12 protein-coding genes are annotated in these 16047 nt (G+C 58.9%); 3 read left to right on the top strand and 9 right to left on the bottom strand.

The features are described 5' to 3' along the window. Positions 1–24 precede the first annotated feature (24 nt). Positions 25–1491 carry an MFS transporter gene (locus BMY45_RS13225; RefSeq protein ID WP_092398203.1) on the top strand — a complete coding sequence of 489 codons (1467 nt, stop codon included), beginning with the start codon at positions 25–27 and terminating at the stop codon, positions 1489–1491. A gap of 189 nt (positions 1492–1680) precedes the next feature. Then, positions 1681–1959, top strand: a complete 279-nt coding sequence (locus BMY45_RS13220) for a DUF1652 domain-containing protein (RefSeq protein WP_047226440.1) — start codon at positions 1681–1683, stop codon at positions 1957–1959. Between the two features lie 64 nt (positions 1960–2023). Here BMY45_RS13220 and BMY45_RS13215 read toward each other — a convergent pair whose 3' ends face one another. The 5 genes from BMY45_RS13215 to BMY45_RS13195 all read right to left on the bottom strand — a co-directional run bounded on the left by BMY45_RS13215 (position 2024) and on the right by BMY45_RS13195 (position 11106). Beyond that, positions 2024–4492 (bottom strand): UvrD-helicase domain-containing protein, encoded by a 2469-nt coding sequence (locus BMY45_RS13215; protein ID WP_092398201.1) that lies wholly within the window; start codon positions 4490–4492, stop codon positions 2024–2026. A gap of 232 nt (positions 4493–4724) precedes the next feature. Beyond that, on the bottom strand, positions 4725–6371 hold the full coding sequence (gene pgm / locus BMY45_RS13210; RefSeq protein ID WP_092398199.1) for a phosphoglucomutase (alpha-D-glucose-1,6-bisphosphate-dependent): 1647 nt from the start codon (positions 6369–6371) through the stop codon (positions 4725–4727). Between the two features lie 91 nt (positions 6372–6462). After that, complete coding sequence (locus tag BMY45_RS13205; protein WP_092398197.1) at positions 6463–7860, bottom strand: aminotransferase-like domain-containing protein; 1398 nt, start codon at positions 7858–7860, stop codon at positions 6463–6465. Positions 7861–7908: 48 nt separating this feature from the next. Then, complete coding sequence (locus BMY45_RS13200; protein WP_092398195.1) at positions 7909–9396, bottom strand: hypothetical protein; 1488 nt, start codon at positions 9394–9396, stop codon at positions 7909–7911. Positions 9397–10080: 684 nt separating this feature from the next. Beyond that, positions 10081–11106, bottom strand: a complete 1026-nt coding sequence (locus BMY45_RS13195) for a zinc-dependent alcohol dehydrogenase family protein (protein WP_047226435.1) — start codon at positions 11104–11106, stop codon at positions 10081–10083. 245 nt (positions 11107–11351) lie between these two features. On the opposite strand from BMY45_RS13195, the gene BMY45_RS13190 reads away from it, so the two are divergent. After that, positions 11352–12266, top strand: coding sequence for a LysR family transcriptional regulator (locus BMY45_RS13190; RefSeq protein ID WP_047226434.1), 915 nt, complete (start codon positions 11352–11354; stop codon positions 12264–12266). A gap of 316 nt (positions 12267–12582) precedes the next feature. On the opposite strand, the gene BMY45_RS13180 is transcribed toward BMY45_RS13190, so the two are convergent. From BMY45_RS13180 to BMY45_RS13165, 4 genes are all read right to left on the bottom strand, one after another. Next, entirely contained in the window at positions 12583–12975 is a 393-nt protein-coding gene (locus BMY45_RS13180; RefSeq protein WP_092398594.1) for a RidA family protein, read from the bottom strand. Between the two features lie 904 nt (positions 12976–13879). After that, on the bottom strand, positions 13880–14650 hold the full coding sequence (locus BMY45_RS13175; protein ID WP_092398191.1) for a molybdopterin-dependent oxidoreductase: 771 nt from the start codon (positions 14648–14650) through the stop codon (positions 13880–13882). Further along, the gene (locus BMY45_RS13170) at positions 14643–15287 is read right to left on the bottom strand and encodes a cytochrome b/b6 domain-containing protein (RefSeq protein WP_371913924.1); all 645 of its coding nucleotides are present in this window, start codon (positions 15285–15287) and stop codon (positions 14643–14645) included. Before BMY45_RS13170 ends, BMY45_RS13175 begins: the two co-directional genes overlap by 8 nt. 50 nt (positions 15288–15337) lie before the next feature. Further along, positions 15338–15949: a hypothetical protein gene (locus tag BMY45_RS13165; RefSeq protein ID WP_092398189.1), complete on the bottom strand. Its 612-nt coding sequence runs from the start codon at positions 15947–15949 to the stop codon at positions 15338–15340. Positions 15950–16047 lie beyond the last annotated feature (98 nt).

Here is a 16047-nt window from a genome sequence, read left to right as displayed (position 1 = left end):
AGAGCGGCAGAGCCAGAGGACATGATGAAACCAGCCAATACCCAACCCAGCCTGCCAAGCGCGACGGGCGCACAACGGGTCTTTTCACCGCGCTGGGCCTTGACCAGCCTTTCACTGTCGACCTTGCTGGCCTCCCTGGGCGCCAGCGTGGCGACGGTGGGTTTGCCGACACTGGCCCATGCGTTCGAGGCCTCCTTCCAGCAAGTGCAGTGGGTCGTCCTTGCCTATCTACTGGCAATAACCACCCTGATTGTCAGCCTCGGGCGATTGGGGGACTTGCTCGGTCGTAGCCGGTTACTACTGGCCGGGATCGTGCTGTTCACCCTCGCATCAGCGCTATGCGGCATGGCGCCTTCGCTTTGGCTGTTGATCGCAGGCCGGGCATTACAGGGTCTTGGTGCGGCCATCATGATGACGTTGACCCTGGCCCTGGTGGCTGAAACGGTCAGCAAGGAAAAGGCCGGCAGCGCGATGGGGCTGTTGGGCACCCTCTCCGCAGTCGGAACCGCCCTTGGCCCCTCACTGGGTGGTGCGCTTATCAGCGGTTTCGGTTGGCAGGCGCTATTTTTGATTAATGTTCCTCTTGGACTGCTGACGTTTGGCCTGGCCTGGCGCTCATTGCCCGCCCAACCACCCATGCGGGTAGTCGGGCGCCCGCGCTTTGATGCGTTAGGCACGCTGTTATTGGCAGCAACGCTTGCTGCCTATGCATTGGCCACGACATTGGGGCGGGGGCACTTCGGCTGGTTGAATATGGCGCTGTTGCTGACGACGATCCTGGGCGGCAGTCTGTTTGTTTTGGCCCAGCGGCGGGTCGCGGCGCCGTTGATTCCCGTGGCGTTGCTGGGAGACCGGCTGCTGGTTTGCGGGCTGGTGACCAGTGCTCTGGTGGCAACGGTCATGATGGCGACGCTGCTGGTAGGGCCCTTCTACCTGTCCGTCGCCCTTGGATTGCCTGCCGCGCTGGTGGGGCTGGCGTTGGCGGCGGGACCGTCGGTGGCTGCGCTGACGGGTGTGCCTGCCGGGCGGCTGGTGGACCGGTTCGGCGCGCGCCCTGTGCGGCTCGTCGGGCTGCTGGTCATGATTGTCGGCTGCCTGATGCTGTCTCTGATGTCACCGACCCTCGGTGTGGGCGGCTATGTCGGTGCTATCGCGGTAACGACCCTTGGCTATGCGCTGTTCCAGACGGCCAACAACACCGCAGTGATGGCGAACGTGCCAGCAGACAAACGTGGCGTCTTCTCAGGGCTGCTCAACTTGTCGCGCAATCTGGGTTTCCTGACCGGTGCATCGGCACTCGGCGCGGTGTTTGCCCTGACTGTACCGACGAATGGCATCGTCCGCGCCTCCCCCGAAGCGGTAACAAATGGCTTGCATCTGACCTTCGCCGTAGCCACATCGTTGATGCTGTTGGCCTGGCTAGTGGTCTTGCAATGCCGTGAACCAGAGCCTCTGGATGGGCGTAATGACATCCTTGCCCAGAGAAAGTGAGGGCCTGATCAAAACGGCATAAGTCGTGATGCAAATCAAAAAAAGTGAACCAATCGCCAAACGGCCTGAAAAAAGCCACATGACATTCATTTTCAGGTGCTATTTTTAGTTCTCACTGGTAGAGCCATGATGGCTCTTCCTTCCTGATATGAGCAAACGGAAGCGCTTGATGAAGAAGGTGGGCAACAGATGAATAGAGGATCTTTCAGCAAGGTTACGTTTCCCAACGCCTGCCAGTTGATGCGCTGGCACTTTCATCCCATGGGATTCGAGGCCAGCATGGACGCACCGGGCAGTATGGTCGCCCGGCTGTTTGACCGTGCCAGCGGCGAGACTATGATCGCGATTGCGGGCATTCCCTGCGCGACAGTGATGAACGCCCCTGACGTGGAGCGAATAATCGAAGCGGTGGAAGCCGAGTTGGAAGCCTTCGTGCCACCGGTTGGCTTGCGACGATTTGCCTCCTGAAAAAAAGAAGCCCACAGTAGTGGGCTTCTTTGTGGCTGACGGTTTTGTTCGTGCCTCGAGGTTCTCAGCTGCGGGCGCGGCGATGATCGGCAAAGAACGGCTTGCCGGTCCCTATCCGATCCGACGCCTTGGGCGCCTTGTTGACCTGTGTGTCCTGCCCATCGACATACCAATAGCAGTGCTGCACCGCCCGGGTAATGCCGACATAGGCCAGACGCAGAATCTCGTCTTTCTGTGCCGTGTCGTACGGCTCGGCATCGCCCTCCTGGCCAAGCCCGGCCATTCGGTAGACCTGATTCTTGTAGGGGGAACTGGTTGAGTGCTGGCAGTCACCGAGCAAAAACACCGCATCGGCCTGAAGTCCCTTGGCGCTGTGGTAAGTCATCTGTCGGAGGCGTCGCGCCGGGTACGGCAAGCTAGAATCCACATTAACTGTTGGTTGAATATGCTTTTCAATCAATAGTTTATCGCTGCTTTTTCGATAGAGCATCAAGATTGAATCGCCTTTGCGGTAGTGTTCGTCCAGCCGCTTCGCCAGGCCTTCGTCGTCTCTGTCCAGCACATTGACCGGGCTCAAGGTTCTAGGCACGCCACTGGCCTTGGCCTTTTTGCCGGGAATCGCCGCAGCCGCGCGCACGACGTGTTCGGCGGCGTCAATGATGTGCTGATGGCTACGGTAGTTGTCGGTGAGCATGACCCGGGTGTTTGCCGGTGAAGGAAACTGTTTGTTGAACGCCATGAAATAACTCGGGGAGCTGCCGCGCCAGCCGTAAATCGACTGCCAATCATCGCCCACGCACAGCAAGGAGGAACGTTGGGCGCCCCGTCCCACATGCATGGCGGGACCGCGGCTGCGCACTTCCCGCAGGCTGGCGCGAAGCCAGGAGACGATCTGCGGCGAGACATCTTGAAACTCGTCGATCATCAAGTGCGACAGAGGACGCAGTATCGCATCGCTCAACAGCTTGAAGTTCTCGGGGGAATGCTCACTGAACAGCGCGAACATTCGGTTATAAGTCATGACGGGCGGCGACTGATCCAGCAAATGATCTTCAAATGCCCGCCAGTAGCGACTCAGAGCCTCAAAGAAATAACGATCCGGGTCATCCTGGGCAAAACACATCCGGCCCACGGCGTCCGGGACGTCCAGGCCCAGGTTCTCGATAAAGCCGGCGGCCGCGACGAAACAATCCAGCAACGGTGCCGAACCCAGTTCGCCTTTCACTTTGTAATCGAACCCTGGGCCTGCGCTGGCATCGCCGGCCAACACGCTCAATACACGCTTTGACGCCTCATAACTATCAAGCCATATCAATGGCTTAGAGCAGAAAGCTTGAAACAGGGTGCGCTTGACCGCCCACTCCGCACGGATACTCAGCTTGGCGCCCGGCCGGCTGAGTCGGGCGTCTTCCCGCGGATCGAAACCCAGCATCACCCAGGCGTCCAGAGTCGGAACATAGCCGTGACAATGAAAGGTCGCGCCATTGATCTGGAATGCCTGACGCTTTGGCACGATGCCCTTGATCGGCCAGGCACCGGCGCGAAACCACAGGTCTTCGATCGCATCGCACAGCTCTTCATCGCGCTGGGCGGCCAGCTCGGTCACGGCTACACGTTTCTGCACATCAGGGTGGTCGCATTCCAGCTCCTTGAGCTGCAAGGCATGGCGGGACATCGGCTTGATCAGTTCGCGAAAACGCTCGTCGCGCTGATAAAGACCGTGATAGCAGGCATTGAGCTGTTGGCGCTGAGCATCGTTGATGCGCAATTCAAAGGGATTGCCTTGGGCGTCATCATCCGGCGATTCGGTGCGGTGGCTCAGGGTTTCAAACGCCTGGAGCCGCTCGAACCCGGGCAGGCTGCGCACCATGGGCAAGATGCGTGAATGGAAGGTTCGCACCAGGTCGCGAGCTTCCTTGAGGCTGATTGTCCGCCCCCAGAGGGCGAAAACCTCAATGAGTTTGTGAATGAAATCCTTGCGCGACTCCCGCGTGAAGGTCACCACGGTCATCGAATCCAACTCAAAACCCAGGTAATGGGACAGCAGCACAATACGTAGCACCAGGGTCGTGGACTTCCCGGCGCCTGCGCCGGCAACGACCGAGGTAGACGGCGTATCGCTCAGGATCATCTTCCACTGCGCGGCGCTCGGCTGGGCGTGAGCAGGAAGCAATCGGGCAACATCGGCCTTGATGCGTTTCTTGAGTTCGGCGGTCAACGGCAGGCGCCAGTCATCGAACAACAGATCATCGACTTTCGGTGCCGGGTGTTCAGTGCTTCGGGAATCCCGAATCAACAGGACCTGACGGCCTTCTTCCAACCCTTCGGCCTTGCCTTCCTTATGGCCGTAGTCAAAACCGGCGCTATACCCGCTGCGAAAGCCGTCGGCCTGGCCGTGCAGCCAGGAAGCCCGATGCTGGGCTCGAAGTCGCGTCAGGCCATGCCCCAAAAACCGCGCGGCCAGGCGCTTGAGTAAAGACATCTGCGCCAGGGGCAGAAGTTCGGGGGGAAGATCGGGAGTGTGTTGCGACACGCTGAGGGACTCCGGTGTTCAGAACCATGGCGGCTATGGTGTCTGTATTTGCCAGCGGATTCCACTCAAAAGCTTGTAAGTCATGGATTTAGGCGATGAAGTGAAAGTGGTGTCGCACATCGCCATCAGTGTCGCCCGACCCACCGTCATCGCGAGCTGGCTCGCTCCCACAGAGGCCGGGGTGCACCGCAAAGCCAATGTGGGGAGCGAGCCTGCTCGCGATGGGGTTGAATCACTGTCCGGAAATGGCGCTGTCGACCAACGCCTGCGCCTCGACCACCAATTGCTTGAGGTGCTCATCACTGATGAAGCTTTCGGCGTAAATCTTGTAGATGTCCTCAGTGCCTGATGGTCGCGCGGCGAACCAGCCGTTTTCAGTCATGACTTTCAGGCCGCCGATGGCCTGGTCATTGCCCGGTGCATGGCTGAGGATGCTCTGGATGGTCTCCCCGGCCAATTCGGTGGATGCGACCTGGTCCGGTGCCAGCTTGCTCAGCAGCGCCTTCTGTTGCGGGCTGGCCTTGGCATCGACGCGCACGGAGAACGGCTCACCCAGTTCATCCGTCAGGGCGCGGTAGGCCTGGCTTGGGTCGCGACCGGTGCGTGCGGTCATTTCGGCTGCCAGCAACGCCGGGATCAGGCCGTCCTTGTCAGTACTCCACACACCGCCGTCCTTGCGCAGGAACGAGGCGCCGGCGCTTTCTTCGCCACCAAAGCCCAAGGAACCGTCGAACAAGCCGTCGGCAAACCACTTGAAGCCTACCGGCACTTCATACAGGCGTCGACCCAGGCGCTTGGCCACGCGATCGATCAGACCGCTGCTGACCACCGTCTTGCCCACGGCGGCATCGGCACGCCACTGCGGACGGTTCTGGAACAGGTAGTCGATGGACACCGCCAGATAGTTGTTCGGCGCCAGCAAACCGCCGGACGGCGTCACGATGCCATGGCGATCATGGTCCGGGTCGCAGGCGAAGGCCACATCGAAACGCTCTTTGAGGCCAATCAACCCTTGCATGGCATGGCTGGAGGACGGGTCCATGCGGATCTGCCCGTCCCAGTCGACGGTCATGAAGCGGAAGGTGGAATCCACCTGAGTGTTGACCACGTCCAGATCCAGGCGGTAATGCTCGGCAATGGCGGGCCAGTAGCGCACTCCTGCTCCGCCCAGCGGGTCCACGCCCAGGCGCAAGCCGGCAGCGCGAATGGCATCGAAGTCGATGACATTGATCAGATCCGCCACGTAGGTGTTGACGTAGTCGTGACGGTGAGTGGTGTCGGCCTTCAGGGCCTGCTCATAGCTGACGCGCTTGACGCCGGTCAACTGGCTTGCCAGCAGCTCGTTGGCCTTGGCTTCGATCCATTTGGTGATGTGGGTATCGGCCGGGCCGCCGTTGGTGGGGTTGTATTTGTAGCCACCACTCTGTGGCGGATTGTGGGACGGGGTGATGACGATGCCGTCCGCCAGACCGGTGGTGCGGCCGCGGTTGTAGCAAAGAATGGCGTGGGAAATCGCCGGCGTGGGCGTGTATTCATCGGCCTCGGCAATCATCACGGTGACCCCGTTGGCAGCGAACACCTCCAGCGCGCTGGCGCCTGCCGGGGTGGACAGCGCATGGGTATCGATCCCCAGGAACAAGGGGCCGTTGATGCCCTGGGCTTCACGGTACAGGCAGATCGCTTGGCTGATAGCCAGCACATGCCATTCGTTGAACCCCAGGTCGAAGGAACTGCCACGGTGCCCGGAAGTGCCGAAAGCCACACGCTGGGTCGACACCGAGGCGTCGGGTCGGCCGGTGTAATAGGCCGTCACCAGTCGCGGGATATCGATCAACAACTCTGCCGGTGCCGGCTTGCCCGCAAATGGACTGACTGTCATGCAAAACCTCTGAATGGAGTGGCTCGATAAAATGGATGCAGTTTACTGACAGTTCGACCGTGGCGCGATGGGTTCGATCCATCGCCCTCCGTTACGATTGCTCAAGTCTCAAGGCATCGGCCAGCGCACAGAGTGCAGTATCCAGATCGCGTGAACCGCTCAAGGCGTGGGTCAGGCGCAGATGTTGTGCATACAACCCTTGCAAACTGAACAGCTCCCCCGGCGCAATGACGATTCGCTGCGCCAGCAGCCGCTGGAAGACCCGTCGCAGATCGACGTGCCGCGAAGATCGGGTCCAGATCGTTGCGCCCCCTTGGGGCTCCAGCCATTGCAGGCTGTCCCCTAGCCGCTCGCGCAGCATTTGCGTTGTCGATAGCGCACCCTCACGCAACAATCGTCGCAGCACCAGCAAGTGCTGATCGATCCGTCCGTTGCTGTACAAACGTGCGATGGCCTTCTGGCGAATCGGTGACAGACGAAACGCGCGCAGCAGGAAATGTCGCTGCAGCTCCAGCGTCAGCTGTCGCGACAACACATAGCCGTAGGGGGCCTCGGGGCCGATGGTTTTTTCGAAAGTGGAATAGACGATCAGCCGGTCCGGGTCGAGCAAGTCTCGAAAAGGCGTAACCCCGGCTTCGAACGCCAGGTCTGTATAGCTGTCGTTCTCCAGCACCCATGTGCCGTGCAGCTCCAGCAAGCGCGCTACGGCGCGACGGTTGTTTTCAGGAACGAGCGTGCCCCTGGGCATATTCAGGACCGAGGACAGGATGACCAGGCGTACCGCTTTACTCGTCAGCAATTGTTCCAGTTGCTCGACATTGATCTCCCCATCCGCCAGCAGTGGCAGCTCGATCACGTCGATATCGGCCGCCTGCAGCAAGCGCAGAACCGTCCAGTCGCAGGGGGACTCGATCAGCACCGTGGCGCCCTTGAGCGCCAGCACAGCGATCAGAATCTCCAATACGCCGCGCAGATCAGCGCCGATATAAACATCGTCGGCGTTCCAGCATCGGGCCGGCGAAGACGTATAGCGAGCCGCCAGCGCGGTGCGCAGTTCCAGCTCGCCCCAAGGCTGCGAGGGCATCTGTGAGGAGCGCGGATACTGACGCAGCAGCTCACGCTCCAGTAACAACAGCGGGCTGTCCAGCGGTTGCATCGACGCAGGCTCGTCAGCGCTGAGTACCAGCATTCCCGGTCGCCGTGCATTGACATACAGGGTCTCGAGCAGATCATCACCGCCGCCCAGTGTCGCGACGCAGGGTACTGGCAATGCGTAATAACCGGATTTGGCGACCGAATAGACCCGCCCTTCCTTCTCCAGCAACGAATAAGCGTACTGGATGGTAGAGATCGACACGTTCAGGCGCTCGGCCAGTTGCCGTAATGACGGCAAACGCACTCGGGCGTCGGCGCCCAGTTCGTTGATCAGGGTGGTGAGGTAACGATAAACCGCCTGATACGCGAAGTCTGTTTCCCGGCAACCTTTCATGGGGTTGGGCCAGGCGACGTGGCGAATGAATCCGTCAAATCCTGCCCCTCAATGCCGTGCCGCACGTTCGCGCATGGCATCGTCGCCCTGCCCGGCTTCTTCAATGTCGACGTCATCGACAGGCTGCTGCGCATCCATTCCCGATGCCTGTTCCTGCTCCGGCGGCGTGATACTGGCCCGATACAGCTTGCCGAGCATGTCGATGGACAGGCCGCTGACGTCGACCATCCATTGCGCCACCTGATCGGCGATGGCCGCGCCCTGCATGGCCTTGTGCAGATCCGGCAGCGCCACCAGCATGCCGGGATGACAGCAGCGCAGGAAGTGCTCAAGGCCAGCGCCTTGCTCCACGAAGGGAGCGAACAACATACACACCAGTTGCGTTTCATTGAGCCCCAGGGTCTTGTGCGCGTCGCTGGCAGCCTGGGCGCGCCGCTCGGGGATAGCGGTGGGTGGGCCAAACAGCATTCGTGCCTGCTCGCAGACGTGCTCGGGCAACTGCTTGCGATGCATGATCATGATCGCCCGTTGTACATAGTCGCCATAGCCGGCTTCATAGCTGCGCCCCTGTAGATAGCAGGCCTGCAGGCCATGCAGGTGGGCTGACAGCAGTGGGCTCAGGTATTCGTTTTCCGGCGCCGATGCGACCAGCTCATCGGTCCGCACCCGAAGGAATTCACTGAACAGTGGCCAGTTGGTTTCTTGCGAACTGTCGACGATCAGGTCGTCGATACCAATGTGACTCACGCGCCGACACGCCTCGAAATGCCCCTCGGGTCTCCATGCGTCCCCGTAGTCCTGACCATAGAAGCCCAGGTAGGGATTTGCGCCCAAGGAATCGAGTTGCGCGAAGAGACTGTCGAAACCGCTGGATGGGTCAGTCGCCAGGCCGACCTTGCGGGCAGCACGCCGAAGGCCCGACATGAACTGTTTTTGCTCGCGCGGCGTATCACTGCTGACTAACGAGTCCACGCCACGCTCCCAGCGAGCCATATGCCGATAGAACTCCGCCATCGCCAGGTAGCCGTGATCGCCTACCTCCAGGGGACTGTCGACCGAGCGAAGGTGGCCCAGAACCAACGTGTCCATGCGATTGGCCTCATGCCCGACCGCCGACAACGGCTGCTTGTGATTGAACGGCACCACCTCGCGGTTATCCGCCATCAGCAGTTCCACCCGGGGGTCGTCGTAGACGAACAGCGCGCTGTAACAGCGGTGGATGTTTTCCAGGGTCGCCTGGGTGGTTTCGCTCAGGCGTGGCGTGGCGACGCGCAAGTCGAAGGTCACCGGATGCCTGCCTGCGATGCTCAACTGTGCGGCCCGCAAGGCGGTCAGGACATAAAAGCTGTCCCGGCTGCCGTTCTGGACCGTCAACACGCGATAGTCGCCGATCCGGTCGATGCCGCCGGCGGCGACAATTAAACGCTGGATCAAAAGCTGCAACGCCGTCCGTTCCGCGCGGGAATAAAAACCTGACAGTCGCTGCAATATCTGTTGATACACGTGATTCATTGCCTGCTCATGAATTGAACTCATAGCCATATACCTGGAAATTCAAATATCGGCGTCGCACTGGCATAGCGTGACCGAGCGACGGGTTGATCTGGAAAATTGTTCTAGTGCTGCAAAGAGTATTGGTAATACGCTCAAGCTTTGCTTGTCGTAATTATTTGATACATAAGCTGGGGAGTTCGCCCGCTTCGCCTTGGTACGCGCCTGCAAGCCTCTGGGCCATTGGGTTTCAGCGATTCAGTGTTGCGTCCTAGGAAGTTTCCGACAGCGTCCTTCAGACAATGAGTACGAAAAACAAAGAACATGCCTAACTTCAATTGCCCCCCTGCCCCAGTCAGTTTTCCCCGCAGTCGATTGATAGCGTTAAAACAATTAACGCTTGATGCACCTTTGCCCGAAGGATGACGATTTTCTAAAAACTTGTACTGCGCCACGACTTCTTCCTTGAGATGGAAATCAGCGTTCAATTATCAGGACTTAAATAACGATTAGAAGATACAGATTGAGGGCAAAAACCAGTTCAGTTCCCTGGGAATTAAACACTTTTCGGGTGTTGAGCGAACTGGACCGCCCAGGCAAGGGCATGGTTGCCGCGCACAAGGGCGTCATTGCCGGACGGAGCGGCAATGGCAGAAGAGAGGAAGAAAAGCAGGTTCAGGCCGACGGCGGCGCAAGAGTCGCCTTGCTGACTCTTGCGCGGAGGAGGAATCAGGCGGGATCGACTACCTGAAGGGCGACGCGTTCACGGCAGGGGCATTCGCCCATATAACGGTGGGCTTCGACAAACTCGGAGAATGGAAACACCCGGGTCTTGAGCGGCAACAGCACGCGATCGGCGGTCAGTTGATTGATATCACGCAGCGCCCGCTGCAATGCCACCTGGTCCTGGATGATGCCCAGTTCCGGCTTGCCGGTAAAATTGCCGATACAGTGCACAAAGAACTGAATGTTCTTCTGGAACGCCGCACAGGCCGGAAACGGCGTCTGGTTGCCGCCTTGCAAGCCATACAGCACCAGGCTGCCCCGCGGCGCCAGCACATCACCGAGCAGCGACATTTGCGGCCCGCCGAGGCCATCGAACACCACATCGACGCCACGGTTATCAGTGAGCTTGTTGATTTGCATCAGCAAGTCCTGCTCTTCGGTGACGATGACTTTTTCGGCGCCGAGCGACAGCAGGTACTCACGCTCATCAGCGGTCTTGGTGGCCGCGATCACCCGTACACCCAAGGCCTTGCCCAGTTGCACGAAGGATGGGCCGGCACAATGACTGGCATCAGTGACCAGGGCAAACTGCCCCGGTTTGACCCGTGCCAAGTCCACGTAGGCGAAATAGGCGATCAGCAGTGGCGTGTAGTGCACAGCGGCTTCGATCGGGGTGAGCACGTCGGGATAACGGGTCAGCGCGGTACGCGGCAGCACGATGATCTCACCGTACACCGGGTAATCGTTAGGGCTCTCGGCAGGGAAACTGGCGACTTTGTCGCCTACAGCCAAGTCGTCGACACCGTCTCCAACAGCCGTCACCACCCCGGCCATTTCATGACCAAGGCCCGAAGGCAGGCGCGCCTGGGACGACGCCAGATTCTGGCGCCACAGGGTGTCATACCAGCTGATGCCGATCGCTTCGACACGGACCTGCACTTCTCCTGGCGCAGGAAGAGCCGCCGCATGCTCTTCGCATTTGAGCACCTCGGCACCACCAAACTTGTGAAAACGGATCGTGCGGGACATCGCAAACCTCGTCAAAGTAACCTCTAATGCCATGAACTCTATCCGGGCTTTGTACCCAAGACCATCAGTGGCTATTAATAGTCGACATGCCTGTCATTGATTCCGCAGCAAGAAATCGGATCCGTCCTGTAGGAATATTCAAATTAGCCGGTGCAGAGTACCAGCCTTTCCCCGTAAGATTCATGCCGGTCATTGTTCTCATATGGCCGCTCACGTCAAGCTTGCTGAATCTGCCAGGACCCCAGATGAATCGTAATGACCTGCGTCGTGTCGACCTGAACCTGTTGATCGTGTTCGAAACATTGATGCATGAACGCAGTGTGACCCGAGCCGCCGAGAAGCTGTTCCTCGGCCAGCCGGCCATCAGTGCCGCGCTGTCACGCCTGCGCAACCTGTTTGATGACCCGCTGTTCGTGCGCACCGGTCGTAGCATGGAACCGTCGGCCCGGGCGGTCGAAATCTTCGCCCTGCTCTCCCCAGCCCTGGATTCGATCTCCACGGCGGTCAGCCGCGCGGCGGAGTTCGACCCGGCCACCAGCACCTCGGTGTTCCGCATCGGCCTGTCGGACGACGCCGAGTTCGCGCTGTTGCCGATGCTGCTCAAACGCCTGCGGGCCGAAGCCCCGGGCATTGTCCTGGTCGTGCGCAGGGTCAACTACATTCTGATGCCAGGCTTGCTGGCGTCCGGTGAAATCTCCATCGGCGTCAGCTACACCGAGGATCTGCCGGCCAACGCCAAGCGTAAAGTCTTGCGGCGCAGCATGCCCAAAGTGCTGCGGGCCGACACGGCCCCAGGACGACTGAATCTGGACGAATTCTGCGCCCGGCCCCATGCGCTGGTGTCCTTCGCCGGGGACCTGAGCGGTTTCATCGATGAAGAGCTGGAGAAACTGGACCGCAAGCGTCACGTGGTATTGGCCGTGCCGCAGTTCAATGGCCTGAGCACGCTGCTGGCGGGCACTGACATCATCGCCATCGTGCCCGACTACACCGCCGACGCACTGACCGCCGCCGGCGGCGTCCGCGCCGAAGACCCGCCGATCCCGGTGCGCAGCTTCGAGCTGCACATGGCCTGGCGCGGCTCCCAGGACAACGACCCGGGCGAGCGCTGGTTGCGTTCGCGGATTCAGATGTTTTTTGGCGACCCTGAGAGTCTTTAGGCGTTGTCGGGCTGGCTGTTTAGCTGATCATTTCTGCCTTTCCACAAACCATGGAGTTCCATTCACTTCCAGTGGATTGCTACATTGGGGGCATATTTGAGGGCATGCTTTGGATGGATTGAAAAGGATGCCCCCAGCCTGAGGTCCAACAGCCCCCCTCCTCCAAAACTCACCCGCGGCTGTTCACAAACACAAACACCATGCAAGGAGGTTCTCACGCGTCTGCCGACGCAGCGGGCGAGAGGAATTTCAGATTTACTGCCGCATAGATGGACACCCATCTAGGATTTATATATTCCGGTGGCTATCAGAAAAATTATCGCTCTACGGCGACGCATTTGATCTCCACGAGAAGGCCGGGGCGAGCCAGTTCACCGACACCTATGCATGTCCATGCACAAGTGCTCCTAGGAAAGACTTTATCTTTCACGCGTCTAAAAACTGGCATGTGGCGGTGCATATCGACGTGATAAGTTGTCATTTCGACAACATCTTCGAATTCGCAGCCACCGGATTCCAAGACGAGCCGGAGATTCTCCCATGCCGCCAAAAACTGCTGCTCAGGGTCTTCGATAACTGATAATTCGGGCGTCCGGCCTACCTGACCAGCGCAATAAAGCGTTTTTCCTACCTTTACAGCTGGTGCATAACCAGCATGCTCGCAGAGCAATCTCATGCAATCTGGAACGATGACCTGACGATCAGTCATGGTTGTGGAACCCAAAATATAAACAGATACGAAAGCTGACCCAGGTGCAAGAGCGGCGTCCACTCGGGTCATTCCTCATTAATCAATCAAATCCGGCCGGTATTCCCCGTAGAAATCCTAGCCCGCGGCGAAAGAGCTATCGAGAACCGTCTGTTTCTCCCCCCCTTTCCTCTGAATCTGACGGGTCGAAAAGATGGCTCTCGGCTGAAGACGGCTTACGACGGCGCAACATCCGAATATTGGGTGATCTTAGCGGCGCTCGAACAATCTCAATCGGTATCCAGGTGAGGGTTATCGCGGACAGAGCCACTGCGATTGCGAATGCATTCAGCCCCCCTCCGCAGATAACGTCAGAGGGGAATTCGCTTTCTTCGCCACCAGAAGTACACGTGGTCCGGTCATCAAAAGACTTCACGTAGAGCGGCCTACCCTCTTCATTCAGGCAGCCCTGCTGGGTAACCTCACTGCTAGCCAAAACGCCTCGAACGAGGAAGTTGAAGTCCGCAATATCCAGGCCACTGGCTCGCGTACCTGGCGCTGATCGACCGGGTCTGCTCGGAGCGCTGTCCGTATGCTTGCGCCACGCCAACATCTGAAGCATTGCTTCCATCTCCGGTCGGCGTGACAAGTTCGTGGTCGAGTCTGATAACGCCTGTGCGCTTGTTGTCTCCGGCTGCTGCACATGTGACCTGGACTGGGTCTGCAAGTGGGAGCGGAAATCCGCTCCATTGGTAGCAGCTCGCATTTTGTTTTCTGAAGGCGGCAACACCGTTGGAGCTGGCGGTAGCGCAGAAATACCGGTCATAAGAGCACCTCATACCCTAGCTAATGTCATCACTCACTCCGATACTCCTGGCGTTGCCATGCACTACCAGGACGGACTGCGCTACCTCGACCTGCCTCATCAGATCCCGCTGAACCAGTTATATCCCTGGTCTTCCCAATACCCGCCCGGGTTGTCGTTGCTCACGACAATCTCGACAACATGCTTGGGGTTTTTAAAGCCTAACTTGGTGGGTACTCGAACCCTGAGGGGATAGCCGTACTCGGGCGGCAATGCGACGTCAGCGTAATCCAGTGCCAGCAGTGTTTGTGGGTGCAAGGCTGTTGGCATGTCCAGACTGGAGTAATAACGATCAGCACATTTGAAACCGACAAATTTCGCTGTGGTGTCGGCGCCGATGTGTTCCAGGAAGGTTTTGAGCGGTACGCCTCCCCATTGCCCGATGGCGCTCCAGCCTTCAACACAGATCAAACGGGTGATATCGCTACGTTGCGGCAGTTTGCGTAAGCTTTCGAGTGTCCAGGGTGCCTTGTCCCTGACCCGGCCGGAGACGGCGAGCGAGTAACTTGCCAAGTCCACCTCAGGGATGTCGTCCTGACCATAGAATGCGTTGAACGGAAATGGCGTGGTGATCTGCGTCCTTGTGAAGGTCGGGGCCAGTTTCCGTCCGCTGAACAGCCAGGCCTGGACCCGATCGTTCCAGCGCGACATGGCCCAAAGGACCTTGTCGACCTGATCGCCGTCCTGCAGGTTGCAACCGGTCAGCATCGACATCGCGCCTACCGTCAAACCGGCCCGAAGGAAATGGCGGCGCTGGATATTCTCCAGCTCAAGCTGTTGCGCAGGTTCAAGCCTGATACGCTGAACAGTTCTTTTTTGGCGTTCAATCATGGCCTTTTTTCCCGGTTTCCAAAGACCGCACACCACCTGTAATCATTGGCAGCAGGGTTCTGGGCACCAGCATTACCAACGCAAGATGAATCACGACGAATGCAGCAATCATCGCCATCGCCCCGAAATGTACATAGCGTGCAGTGTCATAGCCGCCCAGTAGCGCGACCAACTCTTGAAGTTGAATGGGTTTCCAGATCGCCACGCCCGAGATAACGACGAGTGCGCCTGCCGCCAGCACCATCCAGTACATCAGACGCTGCACTGCGTTATAGACGCCCTTTTCATGCACCAGCCGTAAGCGCAAAGCGTCCGTCAAATCATGCTTCAACGCGGCGAGCCCGATGGGCAGCAAATCACGTTTGAAATGCCGACTGGCGAACCCATACAGCATGTAAATTGAACCGTTGATCAGCAGCAGCCACATAAATGCGAAATGCCAGGCCAGCGCTCCACCCAGCCAACCGCCCACGGTCACCACCACCGGAAACCTGAAGCCGAACAGCGGCGAGGCGTTGTAAATGGCCCAACCGCTCATGAACATGCAGACCATGCAGGCGGCGTTGATCCAGTGGGTGAGGCGAACCGGCCAGGGATGAAGCTTTTTCTGTCTCACGTGTTTCCCCTTGGAAGCCATCCATGTTGCGGAGCGTTGCCAAACGGCAGCGCTCCTGCCTTTTCAGGTGATTACATCGGTGGTTGGAAGCCATCCTTGCCAACCGCAATGCCGCGCGCGGTGGTTCCATCTGCGGCCGGGAACACGACAATTTTCGCACCTTTGACCAGTTCATCGGCTTTGCCTGGCTCGACGTAGGCGATTGGCACATCATCCGGTACGACGATTTGTTTCTCGCCGCCCTTGTAGTTGACGGTCAATGTGCGACCGTCAGCTTTGGACAGCTTCCCCACGGTACCGTTGGTCATGGTGCCTGTGCTGCCATCCGCGTTCTGCCAGCCGTAATGACCTTCGCCACTGCCCTTGAGGCTGGCGTCGAATACCGTGACCTCCAGCGCCTTCAATGTTCCGTTGGTCTGCGGAATGGCCGCCGAGCCAATGAAGCTGTCGGATTTGATCGAGTCGATATTGGCCTTCGATACCCGGTTGATACCGGTCTTGTCAGTCAGTCCAATAGTCTGCTTAGCGCCGGAGCGGACAGTGAATGTCAGAGTATTGTTGCTGACGCTTTCCACCGTGCCACGCAGCGGTTTGATGACCGGCATGTCGGCCGCGGTGGCAATGACGGCGGCACTGAGCATCAACAAACCGAACGTGGTAGACAGGGCGTGTTTGAGTTGCATGGCGACGATTCCTCATGGGTTGATTTGCCGCCATCCTCGACCGCAGACCGGGACGTCACGATGACCGCCGAATGACATTTTTGTCATTCGTCAGCCCT

The organism is Pseudomonas sp. NFACC39-1 (assembly GCF_900110355.1).
In the GTDB taxonomy this organism is placed as follows: Bacteria; Pseudomonadota; Gammaproteobacteria; order Pseudomonadales; family Pseudomonadaceae; genus Aquipseudomonas; species Aquipseudomonas tehranensis.
The sequence above is the reverse complement of the archived record's forward strand: the minus strand, read 5'-3'. Positions and strand labels throughout refer to the sequence as shown.